General features: G+C 68.9%; 16 protein-coding genes and 1 rRNA gene (1 of these 17 running past the window's edge). 10 read left to right on the forward strand and 7 right to left on the reverse strand.

Going from position 1 to position 18,679, the window contains the following annotated elements; genetic code table 11:
• Positions 1-420: ribosomal RNA gene (locus CSW64_RS16695) — 16S ribosomal RNA — on the reverse strand; it reaches 1,060 nt to the left of the window's first position.
• A 902-nt stretch (positions 421-1,322) separates the two neighbouring features.
• On the opposite strand from CSW64_RS16695, the gene CSW64_RS16700 reads away from it, so the two are divergent.
• Positions 1,323-1,781 (forward strand): RrF2 family transcriptional regulator, encoded by a 459-nt coding sequence (locus CSW64_RS16700; RefSeq protein ID WP_099623159.1) that lies wholly within the window; start codon positions 1,323-1,325, stop codon positions 1,779-1,781.
• Here CSW64_RS16700 and CSW64_RS16705 read toward each other — a convergent pair.
• A complete protein-coding gene (locus CSW64_RS16705) occupies positions 1,763-2,191 on the reverse strand; it encodes a CBS domain-containing protein (RefSeq protein WP_099623160.1) in 429 nt (142 codons plus the stop codon). The genes CSW64_RS16700 and CSW64_RS16705 overlap by 19 nt on opposite strands.
• 61 nt (positions 2,192-2,252) lie before the next feature.
• Entirely contained in the window at positions 2,253-2,909 is a 657-nt protein-coding gene (locus CSW64_RS16710; RefSeq protein WP_099623161.1) for a rhomboid family intramembrane serine protease, read from the reverse strand.
• Positions 2,910-3,034: 125 nt separating this feature from the next.
• Here CSW64_RS16710 and hfaA point away from each other — a divergent pair, with 125 nt between their 5' ends.
• The 3 genes from hfaA to hfaD are packed head-to-tail and all read left to right on the forward strand — an operon-like array spanning position 3,035 to position 5,632.
• On the forward strand, positions 3,035-3,457 hold the full coding sequence (gene hfaA, locus CSW64_RS16715; protein WP_099623162.1) for a holdfast anchoring protein HfaA: 423 nt from the start codon (positions 3,035-3,037) through the stop codon (positions 3,455-3,457).
• Complete coding sequence (gene hfaB, locus CSW64_RS16720) at positions 3,457-4,461, forward strand: holdfast anchoring protein HfaB (protein ID WP_172448608.1); 1,005 nt, start codon at positions 3,457-3,459, stop codon at positions 4,459-4,461. Before hfaA ends, hfaB begins: the two co-directional genes overlap by 1 nt.
• Positions 4,424-5,632, forward strand: coding sequence for a holdfast anchor protein HfaD (hfaD, locus tag CSW64_RS16725; RefSeq protein WP_245863739.1), 1,209 nt, complete (start codon positions 4,424-4,426; stop codon positions 5,630-5,632). Before hfaB ends, hfaD begins: the two co-directional genes overlap by 38 nt.
• On the opposite strand, the gene chrA is transcribed toward hfaD, so the two are convergent.
• The gene (gene chrA / locus CSW64_RS16730) at positions 5,629-6,855 is read right to left on the reverse strand and encodes a chromate efflux transporter (protein WP_245863740.1); all 1,227 of its coding nucleotides are present in this window, start codon (positions 6,853-6,855) and stop codon (positions 5,629-5,631) included. The two genes, hfaD and chrA, sit on opposite strands and share 4 nt — an antisense overlap.
• 123 nt (positions 6,856-6,978) lie before the next feature.
• Here chrA and CSW64_RS16735 point away from each other — a divergent pair, with 123 nt between their 5' ends.
• Together CSW64_RS16735 and CSW64_RS16740 are read left to right on the forward strand one after the other, a co-directional pair.
• Entirely contained in the window at positions 6,979-9,927 is a 2,949-nt protein-coding gene (locus tag CSW64_RS16735) for a M16 family metallopeptidase (protein ID WP_099623165.1), read from the forward strand.
• Positions 9,924-10,343, forward strand: coding sequence for a hypothetical protein (locus CSW64_RS16740; protein ID WP_099623166.1), 420 nt, complete (start codon positions 9,924-9,926; stop codon positions 10,341-10,343). The genes CSW64_RS16735 and CSW64_RS16740 overlap by 4 nt, the downstream gene beginning before the upstream one ends.
• Positions 10,344-10,421: 78 nt before the next feature.
• On the opposite strand, the gene CSW64_RS16745 is transcribed toward CSW64_RS16740, so the two are convergent.
• Entirely contained in the window at positions 10,422-11,090 is a 669-nt protein-coding gene (locus CSW64_RS16745) for a hypothetical protein (RefSeq protein ID WP_245863741.1), read from the reverse strand.
• A gap of 373 nt (positions 11,091-11,463) precedes the next feature.
• Between CSW64_RS16745 and CSW64_RS16750 the strand changes: the two genes are divergently transcribed.
• The 4 genes from CSW64_RS16750 to CSW64_RS16765 all read left to right on the forward strand — a co-directional run bounded on the left by CSW64_RS16750 (position 11,464) and on the right by CSW64_RS16765 (position 15,580).
• The gene (locus CSW64_RS16750; RefSeq protein ID WP_099623168.1) at positions 11,464-12,009 is read left to right on the forward strand and encodes a PAS domain-containing protein; all 546 of its coding nucleotides are present in this window, start codon (positions 11,464-11,466) and stop codon (positions 12,007-12,009) included.
• Positions 12,010-12,103: 94 nt separating this feature from the next.
• On the forward strand, positions 12,104-14,218 hold the full coding sequence (locus tag CSW64_RS16755) for a TonB-dependent siderophore receptor (RefSeq protein ID WP_099623169.1): 2,115 nt from the start codon (positions 12,104-12,106) through the stop codon (positions 14,216-14,218).
• Positions 14,219-14,228: 10 nt separating this feature from the next.
• Positions 14,229-15,389: a PepSY-associated TM helix domain-containing protein gene (locus CSW64_RS16760; protein ID WP_099623170.1), complete on the forward strand. Its 1,161-nt coding sequence runs from the start codon at positions 14,229-14,231 to the stop codon at positions 15,387-15,389.
• Entirely contained in the window at positions 15,389-15,580 is a 192-nt protein-coding gene (locus CSW64_RS16765) for a hypothetical protein (protein WP_099623171.1), read from the forward strand. Before CSW64_RS16760 ends, CSW64_RS16765 begins: the two co-directional genes overlap by 1 nt.
• On the opposite strand, the gene CSW64_RS16770 is transcribed toward CSW64_RS16765, so the two are convergent.
• Both CSW64_RS16770 and CSW64_RS16775 read right to left on the reverse strand, forming a co-directional pair.
• Positions 15,577-16,518, reverse strand: a complete 942-nt coding sequence (locus CSW64_RS16770) for an aldo/keto reductase (protein ID WP_099623172.1) — start codon at positions 16,516-16,518, stop codon at positions 15,577-15,579. The two genes, CSW64_RS16765 and CSW64_RS16770, sit on opposite strands and share 4 nt — an antisense overlap.
• 140 nt (positions 16,519-16,658) lie before the next feature.
• Positions 16,659-18,314: a choline dehydrogenase gene (locus CSW64_RS16775; RefSeq protein ID WP_099623173.1), complete on the reverse strand. Its 1,656-nt coding sequence runs from the start codon at positions 18,312-18,314 to the stop codon at positions 16,659-16,661.
• Between the last annotated feature and the right edge of the window lie 365 nt (positions 18,315-18,679).

The raw sequence follows: 18,679 nt of genomic DNA on the forward strand, positions 1-18,679 counted from the left end.
TTATCGTCCCCGGTGAAAGAATTTTACAATCCTAAGACCTTCATCATTCACGCGGCATGGCTGCGTCAGGCTTTCGCCCATTGCGCAAGATTCCCCACTGCTGCCTCCCGTAGGAGTTTGGGCCGTGTCTCAGTCCCAATGTGGCTGATCATCCTCTCAGACCAGCTACTGATCGTAGCCTTGGTGAGCCTTTACCTCACCAACTAGCTAATCAGACGCGGGCCGCTCCAATGGCGATAAATCTTTCCCCCGAAGGGCACATTCGGTATTAGCTCAAGTTTCCCTGAGTTGTTCCGAACCAAAGGGCACGTTCCCACGTGTTACTCACCCGTCCGCCACTATCCCGAAGGATCGTTCGACTTGCATGTGTTAGGCCTGCCGCCAGCGTTCGCTCTGAGCCAGGATCAAACTCTCAGGTTGAGTTAGACCGCTAACCCATCACTGTACCTCAATCCCGAAGGACCAAAGCTCGTTCTGGTTTTGCATAGTTTCTTGACGAGTTCCCATGCACATCGACCAGACACCAAAAGGCGTCCAGTCCATAGTCCATGGTGTCTTCAAGAGACCGCATTTGTCAGCGTTCAAGGACAGACTTGCTCTGCCCGCGAAACACCGCCGCCTGCGTTTCTCTTTCCTATCTACAATGTCAAAGACCCGTCAGCGCCGAAGCCCCAACCCACCGTACAATGCCCGGCGGCGGCGAAGAGCGGCGTATCTAGTCGCTCCAATTTTCCCTGTCAACCGAACAAATTCACATTCGCTCGCTTTTCCAGAGACCCTGCAGAACCACTCGCAAAAGCAGATCCGCAGGACGGAAGCGCCAACCGAAGTCACCGCCAGCAAAACAATGATCCAATACTTAGGATCAACCATTTTGCTTCTTTCGATTTCACTCGGCGATGCCGGGGGAGAACCGAAGGAGCGGCGCTTCTATTGAAGCCCCAGAGCCGAGTCAATCGACCTTTTCAGGAAGATTGAAGAAGCTCGCTTCAGACCGACCGAAGCCCGCTCCACCTCGCTAGAGATGGAGACAAGACTGGCGCCAGGGGTTGCCCGGGAGGCAACCTCCGAAACTCGCCATCGAGTCGATTGAACCCGCGGAAGTTAGCGACAACTTTCGGAAAAATCAAGAGCGAGAAACGCTCTCGACCGACCGAAGCTGGGCCGACGTCTGCGAGGAGCGGCGATATAGAAGCCGGCCTCCGACTCGGCAAGCCCGCCTGTCGACATTTGTTGGGAACATCGTTCTCGATCGTCCGCGCGCTGCGCGCTTGCACGCCCCGCCCCCGCCCGGCAAAGACAGTCGCGGGAGAAAACTGCCGATGTTGTCGCACAAGGCCCGATACGCGCTGCGCGCCCTGGTCGAACTGGCCCGGGAGGACGGCGGCCAGGTCACGGCCGCCGATCTGTCCACCCGCGCGGACGCGCCGCGGAAGTTCCTGGAAGCCATTCTTCTGGAGCTGTCGCGCCGCGGCATCGTCCGCAGCCGGCGCGGCAAGTTCGGCGGCTACTCGCTGGGTCGCCCCGCGGAATCGGTGACCTTCGCCGAAGTCATCCGCGTCATCGACGGGCCGCTCGCCCTCGCCCCCTGCGTCAGCCGCACCGCGTTCCGCAAATGCGACGACTGCCCCGACCTGGAGACCTGCTCGCTGCGCGAGGCCCTGCTGCGCGCCCGGGACGCCACCTCCGCCGTGCTCGACAGCTACAGCCTGGCCGACGCGGCCAAGGCCGGCGCCGTCGAGATCCCGGTCATGCCGCCGCCTCAGCCGGCGGCGATGTAGGCCTTCAGCCCGTCGGCCTCGGCCTCGACCTCGCTGATCTTGTACTTCACCAGGTCGCCGATCGAGACGATCCCGGCCAGCCGGCCGTCCCGAAGCACCGGCAGATGGCGGATGCGCCGGTCGGTCATGCGGCTGAGCAGGGAATCGATGGTCTCGGCCGGGCTGGCGAAGACCACGTCGCGGGTCATGCAGCTGTCGACCGGCCGCGCCAGCGCCGCGGCGCCGCCCTCGGCCACCACCCGGACGATGTCGCGTTCCGAGACGATGCCGACCACCGCCTCGCCGTCGACCACGATCATGGCCCCGACCCGGCGGGCGTGAAGCAGGGCCGCCACCGCCCCGACCGTCTCCGCCGGTCCGGCGGTGAAGACCAGGTCCCCCTTGCCCTTCAGGATCTGTGAAACGAGCACTCGCGCCTCCTCCCTCACTGTCCTTCTAGAACGAACAGCGTCCTCCAAACGCTCCAGGGAATCAATGAGTCGCCGAATAAACTGGCCGTGCGAAGCGGGCGAACACGCCGACGAGGAACATCCCCGCGAAGAAGCCGATGATGTGGGCCTCCCAGGCGATCTTCATGCCAGGCCCCAACAGAAGAGGCGCCAGGCCGGTCAAGGCGTTCACGCCGGTCCAGGCCAGGGCGAAGGTCAGGGGGACCCGTCCCCAGGGCGAGCCCAGCTCGCCACGCTTTTCGATCAATCGCCCGGCGGCCCCCGTCAGGCCGGACATCGCCACCGAGACGCCGAGCGCCGGGGCCCATGAATCCAAGTGAAGGGCCGAAAAGCCCGCCAGGCCGACCACCCCGCAGACCAGGAAGAAGAGGAAGAACAGGACCCCGCCCCGCAGATCGAGGCCGAACAGCCGCGCGACGGGCGTGCCGAACGCCAGAACGCCGGCGCTCATCAGCAGGAAATGCATCCAGCCGCCATGGAGGAACTGCGTGGTCACCATGGTCCAGGGGCGTTCAAGGCCGAGCATCGCCGGCGCGAAGGCCAGGTTGAGCCAGACCGGCTGGTCGACCGTCCGCTGGAACAGGAACACCAGCAGCATGATCAGAAGCAGCAGCAGCGGCGGCCAGGGCGCGTTGAGGACGGGCTCCCGGCGGGTCGGACGGTCGTCGATCGGGGTCATACGGGTTCCAGCGTTCGCTTAACCAAATCAAGAGAGGTCTGCAGCCAAGATGGCGGTTGTCCTGTTTTGGCACGCCGATTGCTTGTAGCGGCCTGCCCATCGAGCCGAGCGGAGCCTTTATTCCAATGGTCGCTTTCCTGTTCAAGCCGACAGCCGCCTTCGTCCTGCTGGTCGGCGTCGCCGCGGCGCCGCTGGCGCAGGCCCAGACGATGAAGGCCAACTCCGCCTCGTTCAACGCCGGCTACGGCCGGACCTCGGGCCAGGAGAACCGGATGGTCGACTCCTCCACCCGGGACGCCAACGGCAATCGCGTGATCATCGACGGCGTCATCCAGACCGGCGCGGATCAGAGCTACTACGCCCGGACCAGCGGCGGCGTGGGCGGCGGTTCCGGCGGCGGCGTGGGCGGCGGCAACAACACCGCGATCGGCAACAACCTGGTCGTCGTGACCCAGGGCAACTGGAACACCGTCATCGTCAACTCGACCCAGACCAACAACGGGAACGTCTCCGCCGGCGGCAAGTCGGGCGGCGTCGGAGGCAACTGATGACCATCCTGCCTGGAACGCGGACCGGCGCGCTTCTCGCCGCGGCCTCGCTGGTCCTTTCGGGCTGCGCGAGCACGGCCGCGGGGCCCAGCGGCAACTATTCCAGCGCCATCGGCTCGGCGCCGGTCACGGCCAACCCGACGCCCTATTCCACGGCGCTGGTCTGCATCGGCCAGTATGCGCGCCAGTACCAGCTCCGTGCGCCGCGCATCGCCGTCGGCCGCATCGCCGACTATACCGGCAAGGAAGAGTCCGACGGCTCGGGCCGGAAGGTCACCCAGGGCGCGTCCCTGATGGCGATGAGCGCCTTCGCCAAGGCCGGCATGCCGCTGGTCGAGCGGTTCGACACCTCGGTGTCGGAACTGGAGCTCAAATACGCCAACAACAAGCTGATCGGCGACGCCCCGATCCCGAACTCGGACGGCCCGTCCGAACCGCGCAAGATCTTCTCCGGTCAGATGCCGGGCTCGGACTTCCACCTGATCGGCGGCGTCACCGAGCTGAACTACAATATCCGCTCGACGGGCGTGGATTTCGCCGGCGGCGACCGCGACGCCGGCGACCTGAAGGGCACCCTGGGCGCCCGCGTGTTCGTCATGAACGTGGCCATGGACCTGCGGCTGGTGAACAGCCGCACGCTCGAGGTGGTCGACGTCATCTCCTACCAGAAGCAGATCATCGGCCAGGAAGTCGGCCTGGGCGTGTTCCGCTTCCTGAACGGCAACGTCTTCGACATCTCCGGCGGCACGGGCGCCCTGGAGCCGCTGCAGCTGGGCGTCCGCGCCCTGGTGGAGCGGGCGGTCGTCGAGATGTCCGCCAACCTCTACGGCATGCCTGGTCCCCAGGGCTGCATGAGCAGCGATCCGCTCGGCGGCGGGACCACCGGCCTGACCGGCGCCTTCGTGCCCGCGTACAACAACCTGGACACCAACAATGCCTCGACCCGGGAAGACCCGTCTCGCTGGAATGATCGCCGCGACGGCAATCTGCGCGGCCGGTACTAGCCAGGCGCAGACCGCCAGTCCGGTCATCAACAACCAGATCCAGCTGGGCGACGTCTTCGCCACCCAGACCCTGGACGTCGTCTCGGTGCAGGAAGGCGTCGGCCTGGAAACCACGGCGACCGGCAACAGCGCTGCCGGCTCCGTGGTCGGAACCGACATGTCGGTGATCTCGAACCAGACCATGGCCGCTTCGGCCAGGGCGACGACGACCGTGAACGCCACGGGCAGCCTGGGCGCCGCCTCGCAGATCAACACCACCGCCACCGGCAACGCCGCCAGCGTCTACGCCGAGCAGGGCACGGTGACCGGCGTCCTGACCCAGATCGCCACCTATTCGCCCGACGTCACCGCCCGCGGCTACGTCGAGGCGCCGACCGGCCGCGCCGGCGACCTCGGCGTCGCCACCACGGCGGTGTCGAACAGCGCCGGGATCAACCTGGTCAACGGCTCGGCCGGGGTCCGGGTCAACCAGAGCAGCGCCGCCGACGTCCTCGCCGACGGCGGGGCGACGGTGCAATACGTCTCCGGCACGGCCAACGTTTCCGGCGTCGCCGCGGGCAACAGCGTCGCCCTGGTCGGGACCAACACCTCGGCGGCGCGGATCGCGACCAGTCAGGTCAACACCAGCAACTTGGTCCAGGCCAGCCAGTTCACCGCCTATGGCAACGCCCAGACCGCGCGGACCTCGGCCCAGGCCAGCGGCAACATCGTCGGGGCGGTCAACGACGGCCCGCTGCTCGACGTGGCGTCCAACCAGTACAATCAGGCCTACGTCCGCGCTCAGGCGGAAGGATCTGCCTACCAGTTCGGCGAAGGGGTCGTCGACGCCAACGCGGTCGGCAATTCCGTCCTGGCCGGCGACAACGGCGAGGCGGTCGTTCTGGACAATGTCCAGGTCAACACCGGCGGCGGCGTCGAGGCGATCGCCAGCTTCACAGGCCACGAAGGCTATGACGCCTACAGCCGCGCGACCGCGATCGCCAACGACGTCACCGCCTACAGCTGCTCGGCCTGCGTGGGTTCGATGAACGTCAACAACCGTCAGACCAACGACGCCGATGTCGGCGCCGACGCGCGGACGACGATCACCGGCTCGGCCCGGTCGGTGAACAGCACCGCCACGGCCATCGGCAACAACGCCAACTTCTTCGTCAGCCGGCCCGGAAGCTAGGCCAGCAGCGCCCGGACGACGCCGGCGGCGGCGCAGGCGGCCACGACCAGAACGACGTTGGCCCTGAACCGCATGAGCGCGATCGCCGCGATCACGGCGACGGCGGCCGCTCCGGCGTCGAACCCCTGCCCTTCAGGCAGCAGAACCTGTCGCCCGAACCACAGGGCCAGCCCGGCGACAACGCCCAGAACGGCCGCCATGACCCCCGCCAGAGCCCCGCGGGCGAGGCGGCTGCGGCGCAGGGCGTCGGCGTAGGGCGCGCCGGCGAAGATGAACAGGAAGCTGGGCGCGAAGGTCTGCCACAGCGCCATCGACGATCCCGCGGCGGCCCAGCCGAGCCCGCCGCCAGTCGCATTCCAGCCAGCCATGAAGCCCACGAACGGATTGACCAGGACCAGCGGCCCCGGCGTGGTCTCGGCCAAACCCAACCCGTCGACCATCTGGGCCGTGGTCAGCCAGCCATAGGTTTCCACCGCCTGCTGCTGAAGCCAGGCCAGCAGGGCGTAGGCGCCGCCGAAACTGGTCGCCGCCAGGGCCGCGAACACCCCGCCGAGCCGGGACAGCCAATGGTCGCCGCCGAGCAGGACCAGGCTGGCGGCCAGAGGCGCCAGCCAGATCACGGTCCAGAGGAGAATTGTGGCCAACGTCCGGCGCTTCGGCGGCAGCGGCGCCGCCTCGGCCGGCTCCTCCACATCCGGCCGGCCCCGGATGGCGCCGATGGCGGCGGCGGCCAGCACCACCAGCGGGAACGGCAGGCCGGCGACGGTGAGCGCCACGAAGGCGGCGACGGCGATGATCGCGTCCGCCGGACCGGTCAGGGCCCGGCGGCCCAGGCGCACGATCGCCTCCAGGACGAGCGCCAGGACGGCCGCCTTCACCCCGTCGAAGGCGGCGGCGACCAAAGGCGTCTCGCCATGGACAGCGTAGAGCCAGGAGAGCGCGAACATCAGCGCCGCGCCCGGCAGCACGAACAGCAGACCCGCGGCCAGTCCGCCCCAGGTCCCCCTCAAGCTCCAGCCGACATAGGTCGCCAGCTGTTGCGCTTCCGGACCGGGCAGCAGGGTGCAGAACCCCAGGGCGTGGAGATAGCGCGGCTCGTCGATCCAGCGCTTCTCCTCCACGAAGACGCGATGCATCAGCGCGATCTGCCCGGCCGGGCCGCCGAAGCCCAGGCAGCCGACCTTCAGCGAGGCCAGAAGAAGGTCGCGCAGACTCGGAGTCACCCGTCGACCCTCTCCTGCTTGTACGACAGTCGCAAGACATCGGCCCTGATCCAGCCTTGCGTTCGCCGCAACCGACGGCGAAGGTGGCGACAACGCTATGCCCCTTTCGAGATACATTCCCGCATGATCCGTCTCGTCCGCCCGGCCCTCGTCGCCGTGTCGGCCCTGTCCCTCACCGCCTGCGCCGGCCTGACGGACAAACTCCCGAGCTTCTCCGGCAAGGCTTCAGACGCCCCCGCCGCTGCGGCGAAACCCGCCAAGCCCGCCCTGTTCGCTTCGGCCGCCGCGCCGGCGCTGCAGCCCGGCCAATGGCCGCAGGCGGCGACGGACGTCGCGGCCGACCCCACGGTCCGCTTCGGCGCGCTGCCCAACGGCATGCGCTACGCCCTGATGCGCAACGCGACCCCGCCCGGCCAGGCCGCGCTGCGCCTGCACATCGCCGCCGGTTCGCTGATGGAGACCGACGCCCAGCAGGGCTTGGCCCACTTCCTGGAGCACATGGCCTTCAACGGCTCGAAGGGCATTCCGGAAGGCGAGATGGTCAAGGCGCTCGAGCGCCAGGGCCTGGCCTTCGGGGCCGACACCAACGCCTCGACCGGTTTCGACGAGACCGTCTACCAGCTCGACCTGCCGCGGACCGACGACGCCACCGTCGATCTGTCGTTGAAGATGATGCGGGAAACGGCCAGCGAGTTGCTGATCGCCGCGGACGCCGTCGACCGCGAGCGCGGCGTCGTGCTGTCGGAGGAGCGGACCCGCGACGGCCCCAGCTGGCGCGTGTTCAAGGCCCGGCTGAACTTCAACCTGAAGGGCCAGCGCCCGCCGGAGCGCCTGCCGATCGGCAAGGTCGACGTTCTGCGCACCGCGCCGCGGGACGAGATCGTCGACTTCTACCATCGATACTACCGCCCGGAACGGGCGACGCTGGTGATGGTCGGCGACTTCGACGTCGACGCCATGGAAGCCAAGATCAAGGGCCTGTTCGGCGACTGGAGCGGAACGGGGCCGGCCGGCGCGAATCCTGATCGCGGCAAGGTCGCCAAGCGCGACCTCGAGACCATGATCGTGGTCGAGCCAGGCTCCGCGACCAACATGCAGATCTCCTGGGTCTCGCCGCCCGATCTGGCGCGGGACTCGAACGCGGAACGCCGGAAGAGCTGGACCGAACAGCTCGGTTTCGCGGTTCTGAACCGCCGGCTCGAAGCGATCGCCCGCGGCGGCCAGCCGCCCTTCCTCAGCGCCGGCGCCTTCGCCGGCGACCAGTTCCGAACGGCGAGAATCACCACCCTGGCCGTCACCGCCCGCCCCGGCGAGTGGCAGCCCGCCTTGACCGCCGTCGACGCTGAACAGCGCCGCGCGGTGCAGTACGGCGTGCGCCAGGACGAGCTCGATCGCGAGATCGCGGAGATCCGCGCCTCCCTGACGGCGCGTGTCGCCGCGGCCGCCACCCGCCGCACCCCGAACCTGGCCGACGGCATCGTCGGCTCGATCGGCGACGAGGAGGTGGTCACCAGTCCCGCCCAGGATCTGGCCTTCTTCGAGGCCTTGGTGAAGGACCTGAAGGCGGAAACCGTGTCGGCCGCGCTGAAGAAGGCCTTCGCCGGCTCGGGACCGCTGGTGTTCGTCGCGACCCCCAAGCCGATCGACGGCAACGAGGCGGCGGTGACCGCCGCCCTGGAATCGGCGCGAAAGGTCGCCGTCGCTCCGCCGGAGGCCGTGCGCCAGGTCGCTTGGCCCTACGAGTCGTTCGGTGCGCCGAGCAAGGTCGTTGAACAGACCGACGTGACCGATCTGGACGCCGCCTTCGTCCGGTTCGAGAACGGCGTGCGGCTTACCGTCAAGCCGACCAAGTTCCGCGACGACCAGGTGCTGGTGAAGGTTCGCATCGGCGACGGCTTGCTGAGCCAACCGGCTGACCGGCAGTCGCTCGGCTGGGCCTCGGGCGCGGTCATCGAGGGCGGCCTGGCCAAGATCCCTCAGGAAGATATCGAACGCGTCCTGGCCTCGAAGCTGTACGGGGCGCGTTTCTCGGTGGAGGACGACGCCTACAGCCTGAGCGGCGGCACCCGCCCCGAGGATCTGGACACCCAGCTGCAGGTCCTGGCCGCCTACGCCTCGGAGCCCGGCTGGCGTCCGGAGGCGTTCGAACGGCTGCGGACCTACGCCGGCACCCTGAACGCGCAGTGGGAAGCGACCGACAACGGCGTCTTCAGCCGCGATCTGGCGGGCCTGCTGCACAACGGCGACCGCCGCTGGACCTGGCCCTCGGCCCAGGATCTGGCCTCAGCGGCGCCTGGCGATCTCAAGACCGCCTTCAACAGCGCCCTGACGACCGGTCCCCTGGAGATCGTCATCGTCGGCGACATCACCGAGGAGAAGGCGATCGCCGCGGTGGCGCGCACCTTCGGCGCCCTGCCCGCCCGCGCCCAGCGGAAGGACGACCCGATGGGCGTGGTCGGCTTCCCCGCCCCCAACGCCGCGCCGGAAGTGCTGACCCACAAGGGGCGCGACGACCAAGCCGTGGCCTATGTCGCCTGGAAGACCGACGACTTCTTCGCCGACATGCAGCGGGCCCGGAACGCCGCCGTCCTGGCGGACGTCATGAACCTGCGGCTGACCGATGAACTGCGCGAGAAGCAGGGTGCGACCTATTCCCCGTCCGTGGGGTCGGTCGCCAGCGACGTCTGGCGCGGCTGGGGCTACGTCTCGGCGCGGGTCGAGGTGCCGCCGGCGCTGGTCGACGGCTTCTATCGCGACGTCGCCAAGATCGCCGCCGACCTGCGGGCTTCGCCCCCAACGGCGGACGAGATGGACCGCGCCAAGAAGCCGCGCCTGGAGCGGCTGACCAAGGCCCGGGAAACCAACGAGTACTGGCTCGGCGAGCTGGCCGGGGCCCAGACCGATCCGCGCCGGCTGGCCACGATCCGGTCCCTGCTGGCCGGCTATGAGCGGGTCACGGCGGCCGACGTCCAGGCGGCGGCGAAACAGTATCTGACGGAGGACAAGGCATGGCGACTGGTGGTGCGGCCTGCGACCGCGGGCGGGACGCCCGACAAGGCGGCGGCGCAATGATCCGCGCCGCGATCCTCGGCCTCGGGCTGGCCGCTGCGACAGCGACGGCGGCCTGGGCCGCGCCGGCGCAGGAGCATGAGCTGCGCTCGCTCGGCCAATGCGCCCTGGCGGCCAGCCTCTACGAGTCCCTGGCCAAGCCGGGCTCGCCGATCGTCCTGACCGACGCCGACAAGGCTCTGATCGAGAAGATGGACGTCGCCGAGCCGACTCTGAGCAAGCGCGCCAACACCCTCGCCGAGACGATCGGCAAGGAGAAGGCCAAGGCGGTCCACGACAAGCTGATGACCGAGTTCAAGGCCCAGCTGGCGCCGGAGGGCAAGCCTCGCCTGCCTCCGCGCGAGGCGCTCGATCGCTACGCGCCGATCATGGAAAGCTGCATCGCCCGCAGCCAGCTGCTCTCGGGCCTGGCGGGCTGACCGCGCCATCCGGCGAAGAAAAAGGGCGTCTCCAGGAAACTGGAGACGCCCTTCTCATGTCCGGACGCCCGCCGCGTCCTAGTAGACGTAGCCGCCCACGCCGCCGTCGAGATTCAGCGCGCCGACGGCCGAGGCCTCCTCGGCGACGACCTCCTCGCGGTAGGTCACGTACTTTTCGACGCTGATCATGGTCAGCACCTTCACCCCGGCGCCGAAGCGACGCAGCAGGCTGCGCTCGTTGCAGTCGCGGGCCGGCTTCTGCGGACGGCAGACCAGCTCATAGTCGCTGGCGCCGCCGGCGCCGCGACGACGGTGCAGGGCCTCGCCCTTGGCGCAGATCATGGTCTGGCCGCCGTCGAAGGAGATGCGCTCGTTGAAGTCGGCGATGGTGGTCTGCATGCGGGTGCCGGCGATGCAGCGGTACAGTTCGCCCTCGAAGGCCTCGGCCACGTCGCGGTCGGGGAACACCTGGGAGGCCGGGTGCGGGATGTTGCGGTCGTCCAGGCAGAAGGCCTGGATGACCACGCGGCGCATCCGGGTGCGGGTCGCCTCGTAGGCGACCTTGCGGGTCTTCTGCAGCCCCTGGACGTTCAGGCCCTGGATCATGCCGCCGCCGGACGGGGGCATGTAGCCGCCGCCACCGCCGCCGCCGCCGTAGTAGACGTTCGCGGCGGCGCCGGCGCGAGCGCCCGCGCCGGCGGACGCGCCGCTGACGGCGACCGCCACGGCGTTGTTGTTGACGATCACATTGGTGCGCCCGCCGCCGCCACAGCAGACCGGCGGCTGAGGCGGCCGTGGGGGCGGCGACGGGGGGCGGCAGCACGGCGGCGGCGCGGGCGGCGTGCAGCACGGCGGCGGCGGCGGGGCGCAGCATTGCGCCTCCGCGTTCCCGCCATCCAGGGCGGCCGACCCGAGCCAGAGCAGAACGCCTCCAGCCAAGGCAATCAGGAAGTTCCGAGGCGCCATGGGCGAGCCCCCTCCGAAATATTCACCGCGTCCGCCTGCAAGAACCGCGCCGTCGCGACCCCCTCGTCCCGAAACGGAACAAAACGGACCTGGCCCGAACCTTCCCTGCAACCCTCGTGCGGCTGCTTGGAGCCGTTCGGCGGAGGGTCAGGCCATGGTCCATCCCAACACGGAACGATTGACGGAGTATTGGCGGGCCCAGCGCGGCGACGCGCTCGCGCCGCGCCGCGCCGACATCGACCCCATGGCCTTCCACACCCTGCTGCCGCAGGCGATCATCGTCGGCCGCAGCAACCAGGGCCGGTTCCCGTTCCGCCTCGTGGGCGGGCTGGTGTCCGACCTTCATCGCCAGGACCTGCGCGGCCGCTGCCTGTTGGAGCTGTGGCGCGCCGGCGACCGCTGGCGGCTGAAATCCGCCCTGGAGATCGCCCGCCGACGCCCCGAGCCCGTGGTCATCCACGCGGACGCCCTGATCGACGGCGCCGTTCCGTTGCCGCTCGAGATCCTGCTGGCGCCGCTGACGGGCCCCAGCGGCGAGATCGACCGCTTCCTAGGCCTCTACCAGCCGCTGGGCAGCGTGGGACAGATGCAGGGCCGGCCGATCCGCGACCTGGCCATGGTCGCCATCACCGGCGGCGGCGAGGGCGACGAGGCCCGCGCCCTGCGCCTGGCCTCACTGGACGGCCGCCGGATCGCCTGACACGGCGGCTACTGCGAGCGCGGGTGAGAGTCAGTTGCATTGAGAAAGGCCCTCCCCTAACAAGCCCCGAACTGTGATCTCCGGGGACATCGGCATGTCGAAGCGTGTTGGCCGTCGCGTGGCTTTGAAGACGGCTCTGCTCGCGGCGAGCGGTCTGGCCTGGGCCCCGGCCCTCGCGCTGGCGAACGACGCGACCGATGTCGACCAGGTCGTCATCACCGCCCAGCGCGCGACCACCGCGACCAAGACCGACACGCGACTGCTCGAGACGCCCCAGGCGATCAGCGTCGTCCCGGCCGAGCTGTTCGCCGACCGCGGCGTCACCACCATGCAGGAGACGCTGCGCTACACCGCCGGCGTCAACAGCGAGGCCTACGGCCTGGACACCCGCCAGGACCAGCCGGCCGCGCGGGGCTTCTACTCGACCCAGTACCAGGACGGGATGCGCAAGCTGGTCGGCTACAGCCTGATCCCGCGCACCGAGACCTACACCCTGGAACGGGTCGAGCTGCTGCGCGGCCCCTCGTCGGTGCTCTACGGCCAGTCCAACACCGGCGGCATCGTCAACATGATGAGCAAGCGGCCGCGCGAGGACTTCGGCGGCGAGGTCGCGCTGCAGTACGGCGGCTGGGACCGCAAGCAGCTGCAGTTCGACGTCACCGGCGGCCTGGGCGGCGGGGTCTCGGGGCGGCTGGTCGGCGTGGCGCGGGACAGCGGCCTGCAGACCCGCCACATCGACGACGACCGCCTGCTGCTGGCCCCTTCGCTGGCCTGGAAGCCGACCGACGCGACGACCGTCACCCTGCTGGGCGTGATCCAGCGGGACCGCACCGCCTCCAGCCAGCAGTTCCTGCCTGTCACCGCCTCGCTCCAGGCGCCGGCCGGCCGCCGGTTGGACGATCGCACCTTCCTCGGCGAACCGGACTTCGACCGCCTGGACACCAACCAGACCGGCGCGACCCTGCTGGTCGAGCACCGCTTCTCCGATCGCCTGACCGTCAATGGCGGCCTCCGCTACGTGAAGGCCGACGCCGCCTTCGACGAGATCTATCCGAACGTCTACCTGAGCCCGGGCAGCCCGTTCCTGGACGCGGACAGGCGCATCCTGCCGCGCAGCGCCTATTCGATCCGCTCCGACACCAAGACCTGGACCGCGGACCTCAACGCCCAGTATCGCTTCACCACCGGCGCCTTCGAACACCGGCTGCTGATCGGGATCGACTACATCGATTTCAACGAGACCAGCCGCAGCGGCTTCGGCGCGACGACCTCCATCGACGCCTACCGGCCGGTCTACGGGACGTTCACGGCGCCCGCGCTCGCCGCGCTGGATCCCCAGGACCAGACCCAGGTCGGCCTCTATCTCCAGGACCAGATCCGCTGGAACGACCTGTCGCTGGTGCTCGGCGTGCGGCGGGACAAGGCCAAGAACCAGGTCGGAGCCTACCGGCAGACGGACGAGGCCACGACCTATCGCGTCGGGGCGATCTACGATCTGGGCCAGGGCGTGTCGCCCTACATCAGCTACGCCGAATCCTTCCTGCCGGTCTCCGGTCTGGACGTCTACGGCAAGCCCTACCAGCCGCAGGAAGGCCGGCAGCTGGAGGGCGGCGTGAAGTGGCAGCCGCGCGCCGGCACGCTGGTCAGCTTCGCCGCCTACAAGATCACCGAGACCAACCGGCTGACGAACGACCCCTACTTCGTGCTCAACTCCACCCAGACCGGCGAGGTGGAATCGACAGGCTTCGAGGTCGAGGCCTCGCACGCGGTGACGCGCGACCTGGTGGTCACCGCCGCCTACAGCTTCACCCGGGCCGAGGTGACCAGCAGCATCTTCACGCCCGAGATCGGCGTGCAGCTCAGCGACACGCCCAAGCATCAGGCCTCGCTCTGGGCGGTGAAGACCTTCCGCCTGGCCGACGAGGTGGACCTGCGCCTGGGCGGCGGCGCCCGCTACGTCGGCGAGACCCTCTCGACCGGCCTGCCCAGCGCCATCACCACCCCGTCGACGGGACTGGCCGGCGCGATCACGACGCCGAGCTACACCCTGTGGGACGGGCTGGCGGCCCTGGACTGGAAAGCCTGGTCCTTCACGCTCAGCGCAACCAACCTGTTCGACAAGAGCTACTACACCTCATGCCGCACCTTCGGCGACTGCTTCACGGGCAACCGCCGGAACGTCGTCGGGACCTTGAGCTATCGCTTCTAGGAGCCTCGGGATGAAGCACGGAACCGTCCGGAACTGGTACCTGGTCCACAAATGGACCAGCCTGATCTGCACCGTCTTCCTGCTGATGCTGTGCATCACCGGGCTGCCGCTGATCTTCTGGCACGAGATCGAGGAACTGACCGGCCGCCATCCGGAGGTGAAGCCGGTCGTGGCCGCGACCGCGCCGGCGAACCTGGACCAAGTGCTGAAGGCCGGCGTCGTTCCCGGCGGCGTGCCGCTGTACCTCAGCTTCGACGACCACGACCCGATCCTCTACGTCAACAGCGCGCCGAGCCTGGAGACGCCGCCGAACGACACCACCTCGACCGCCTTCGACGCCCGCACGGGCGAGGCGATCAAGATCCCGCCCTTCAACGAAGGGATCATGTGGATCCTGTTCCGGCTGCACACCGACCTGTTCGCGGGACTGCCGGGAATGCTCTTCCTGGGCGGGATGGGCGCGCTGTTCGTGGTCTCGATCGTCTCGGGCGTGGTCGTCTACGGCCCGTTCATGCGCAAGCTGGACTTCGGCACGGTGCGGACCTCCCGCAGCAGCCGGCTGAAGTGGCTGGACCTGCACAACCTGCTTGGGATCGTCACCCTGTCCTGGGCGGCGGTGGTCGGCTTCACGGGGGTGATCAACACCCTGTCCGACCCGCTGATCTCGGCCTGGCAGAACGACCAGCTGGCCGAGATGGTCAGCGCGTACAAGACCCTGCCCCCGCCGACCCGGTTCGGCTCGGTGCAGGCGGCGGTCGATACGGCCAAGGCCGCGGCTCCGGGCATGACCCCGTCCTTCATCGCCTTCCCCGGCACGCCGTACAGCAGCCCGCACCACTACGCCGTCTACATGCACGGCGAGACGGCGCTGACCAGCAAGCTCTACACCCCGGCCCTGATCGACGTTGAGACCGGCAAGCTGACCGACATGCGCAGCATGCCCTGGTACATCCAGGGCCTGTTCCTGTCGCAGCCGCTGCACTTCGGCGACTACGGCGAGATGCCGCTCAAGATTCTGTGGGCGGTGCTGGACATCATCAGCATCGTCGTGCTGGGCAGCGGCCTCTACCTCTGGCTCGGCAAGCGGCGGACCTCGCTGGAGGCGCGGCTCAAGGAGCTGGAGACCGGCGGCGCGGCGACGCCCGCCCTGGCCCGCGCGGGAGACGCCTGATGGCCGGCGCCAAGGGCGGCAAGAAGCGTTGGCGCGAGGTCTACCGCCAGCCGACGGTCCTGGGGATCATCGGGCTGGCGGGGCTGATCTGCGCCCTGGTCGGGGACGGCTGGTGGGACGTCCTGTCCTGGGCCCTGCTCGGTTACACCTGCGCCGTGATCGTCTGGGCCCTGGCGGTCAAGCGGAGCTAGGCCGAGGCGGCGTCCAGCCGGGCGAGGTGCGCCGGATCCAGCGCCAGGCGGGCGGCGCCCATCAGCTCCTCGAGCTGCGCGACGCTGGTGGCGCTGGCGATCGGCGCGGCCACGGCCGGCTTGGCGATGACCCAGGCCAGGGCGACCTGCGCCGGCGTCGCGCCGGTCTCGGCGGCGACCTGGTCCAGGGCGGCCAGGACCCTGGGCCCCTTCTCGCTCTCCAGATACTTCTTCACCGCCCCGCCGCGCGGGCTTTTCCCGAGATCGTCCGCCGAGCGGTACTTGCCGGTTAGGAAGCCGCTGGCCAGGCCGTAGTAGCTGATGACGCTCACGTCCTGCTCCAGGCACAGCGGCTGCAGCGACGCCTCGATGGCGCGATCCATCAGGTTGTAGGCCGGCTGCAGCGTGTCGTAGCGCGGCAGCCCTTTGGCCTCCGAAACCGCCAGGGCCGAGGACAACCGGCCGGCGTCGAAGTTGGAGGCGCCGATCGCCCGCACCTTGCCCGCCTTCACCAGCCGGTCGTAGGCCTCCAGCGTCTCGTCCTGGGGCGTGTCGGCGTCGTCCCGATGCGACTGGTAGAGGTCGATGTAGTCGGTCTGGAGCCGCTGCAGCGACTCCTCGACCGCCGCGGCGATGTTGGCCGCCGACAGGCCGGGCCTGGCCGGCCACATGCCGACCTTGGTGGCGATGATCACGTCGTCGCGCCGGCCGCGCGCCTTCAGCCAGGTCCCGAGCACCCGTTCGGACTCCCCGCCGGTATAACCGGGAACCCAGGCCGAATAGACGTCGGCGGTGTCGATGGCGTTGAAGCCGCCGTCGACGAAGGCGTCCAGCACGCGGTGCGAGGTCGCCTCGTCGGCCGTCCAGCCGAACACGTTGCCGCCCAGCATCAGCGGCGCGATCAGAAGGTCCGAACGACCCAGGCGGCGGTGTTCCATGGCCTAAGCTCCTTGCAGATGGGCCGTGCGTCCTTCGAGACGCGCTTCGCGCTCCACGGGATGACGAAGGCGGCGGGCTGCACAAACTTCGTCATGGTGAGGAGCGAGCACAGCGAGCGTCTCGAACCACGCAACAGGGTCTAGGCCGCCTTCACCGCCTCGCCGTCGAACACCGGGGCGTCCTGCGGAGCGAGGGCGGCGCGGCCGCGGATCACGTCGGCGATCTTCTCGGCGATCATCATGGTCGGGGCGTTGGTGTTGCCGCCGATCAGGGTCGGCATGACCGAGGCGTCGATGACGCGCAGGCCTTCCAGGCCCTGGACCTTCAGCTGGCCGTCGACCACCGCCATCGCATCGCCGTCCACGCCCATCCGGCAGGTGCCGACCGGGTGATAGATCGTCTCGGACTTGGCCCGGATCCAGGCGTCGATCTCGGCGTCGGTCCTCACCGCCGCGCCCGGCGCGTACTCCGAGGTGCGGTAGGGGTCGAGCGCCGCCTGCGAGGCCACGTCGCGGGCGATCTTGACGCCTTCGCGCACCGCCCGGCGGTCCTCCTCGGTCGCCAGGTAGTTGGCGAAGATGGTCGGATCGTCGTTCGGATCGGCCGAGCGCAGCCCGACCTTGCCGCGGCTCTCGGGCCGCAGCTGGCAGACGTGGAAGGTGAAGCCGTCCTTCTCGACGCGGATCTTGCCGTGGTCCTGCATGATGGCCAGCACGGTGTGGACCTGCAGGTCGGGGCGGTCGAGGTCGGGCCGCGAGCGCAGGAAGGCGCCGGACTCGAGCATCTGCTCCCGGCCCTTGCCCTTCTTGAACAGCATGTAGTTCAGGCCGACCAGCAGCTGCTTGGCGCCCCGGGTCATCGAGTAGGCCGTGATCGGCTGCGGGCACTCCCAGGACAGGCAGACGTCCAGGTGGTCCTGCAGGTTCTGGCCGACGCCGTTCAGCTCGTGCTGGACCTTGATCCCGTGCGGATTGAGGTCGGCGCCGGCGCCGATGCCCGACAGCTGCAGGATCTGCGGCGACTGCACCGCGCCGGCGCTGAGCAGAACCTCGCCGTCGGCGTAGACGGTCTTGGCCTGGCCGTCGGCGATGTACTCCACGCCGATCGCGCGGCCCTTCTCCAGCAGGACGCGGCTGGTGCGGGCCCCGGTGACGCAGGTCAGGTTCGGACGGTTCAGCGCCGGATAGAGATAGGCCTTGGCCGAGCTCCAGCGCTCGCCGTCCTTGATGGTCATCTGGTAGGGGCCCCAGCCTTCCTGCTGGAAACCGTTGAAGTCCTTGGTCGTCAGATGACCGGCCTGGGCGCCGGCCTCGATGGCGGCGCGGTAGATCGGGTTGGGCGAGGACGCCTTGGAGACGTGCAGCGGCCCGTCGCCGCCGTGCCAGGCGTCGCCGCCCCCTTCAAGGCTCTCGGACTTCTTGAAATAGGGCAGCACGTCGGAATAGCCCCAGCCGGCCAGGCCCATCTGCCGCCACTGGTCGTAGTCGCGGGCGTGGCCGCGGATGTAGATCATGCCGTTGATCGAGGACGAGCCGCCCCAGCCCTTGCCGCGCGGCCACCACAGGCGGCGGTTGTCGAGGTGAGGCTCCTCCTCGGTCCAGAAGCCCCAGTTGAAGGTCCCCTTCTCCTTGATCAGGTTGCCGACGCCGGCCGGCATCTTGACCAGGATGGAGTTGTCCTTGCCGCCCGCCTCGAGCAGCAGGACCTTGGTCGTCCCGTCCTCGGTCAGCCGGTTCGCCAGCACGCAGCCGGCCGAGCCGGCGCCGATGATGATGTAGTCGTAGCGATCGGCCACGGACGTTCTCCCGATGTATTATCGTTGTTCACTGAACAGTGACGCCGGCGTCAGGTTTGAGCAAGAGGGAAGGCGCGGGCGAGGTGTCGCGACTGTCTCGCGGCCATGCCCCACAGACCGCGGCGGCGACGGAACGCGGGGACAGAGGGTCCTCCCCGTACGCGCGGGCGCCGGGATCTGGGGTTGCCCCTCCTTGATCAGGAAGGCTTTTCGGCGGGCCGCGCCGGGGATGTGATCGTTCATGCCCCGATTATGCGCCCGCGCCGGCCGACGGGGATAAACAGCGACGCCGGTTGTCCCCAGAAGGGGCTGAATGTCCCGCGTTGTCCCGGGAGTATGCGTCCTGGGAGTCCTGGCGAGGGTCA

The organism is Caulobacter mirabilis (assembly GCF_002749615.1).
GTDB lineage: Bacteria > Pseudomonadota > Alphaproteobacteria > Caulobacterales > Caulobacteraceae > Caulobacter > Caulobacter mirabilis.

Bases quoted from the DNA above. Each gene is read 5' to 3' on its own strand.
- CSW64_RS16740 (WP_099623166.1), top strand. From the start codon at position 9,924: ATGATCCGCGCCGCGATCCTCGGCCTCGGGCTGGCCGCTGCGACAGCG.
- CSW64_RS16710 (WP_099623161.1), bottom strand. From the start codon at position 2,909: ATGACCCCGATCGACGACCGTCCGACCCGCCGGGAGCCCGTCCTCAAC.
- CSW64_RS16760 (WP_099623170.1), top strand. From the start codon at position 14,229: ATGAAGCACGGAACCGTCCGGAACTGGTACCTGGTCCACAAATGGACC.
- CSW64_RS16750 (WP_099623168.1), top strand. From the start codon at position 11,464: ATGGTCCATCCCAACACGGAACGATTGACGGAGTATTGGCGGGCCCAG.
- hfaA (WP_099623162.1), top strand. From the start codon at position 3,035: ATGGTCGCTTTCCTGTTCAAGCCGACAGCCGCCTTCGTCCTGCTGGTC.
- hfaD (WP_245863739.1), top strand. From the start codon at position 4,424: ATGATCGCCGCGACGGCAATCTGCGCGGCCGGTACTAGCCAGGCGCAG.
- CSW64_RS16735 (WP_099623165.1), top strand. From the start codon at position 6,979: ATGATCCGTCTCGTCCGCCCGGCCCTCGTCGCCGTGTCGGCCCTGTCC.
- CSW64_RS16755 (WP_099623169.1), top strand. From the start codon at position 12,104: ATGTCGAAGCGTGTTGGCCGTCGCGTGGCTTTGAAGACGGCTCTGCTC.
- CSW64_RS16765 (WP_099623171.1), top strand. From the start codon at position 15,389: ATGGCCGGCGCCAAGGGCGGCAAGAAGCGTTGGCGCGAGGTCTACCGC.
- CSW64_RS16700 (WP_099623159.1), top strand. From the start codon at position 1,323: ATGTTGTCGCACAAGGCCCGATACGCGCTGCGCGCCCTGGTCGAACTG.
- hfaB (WP_172448608.1), top strand. From the start codon at position 3,457: ATGACCATCCTGCCTGGAACGCGGACCGGCGCGCTTCTCGCCGCGGCC.
- CSW64_RS16770 (WP_099623172.1), bottom strand. From the start codon at position 16,518: ATGGAACACCGCCGCCTGGGTCGTTCGGACCTTCTGATCGCGCCGCTG.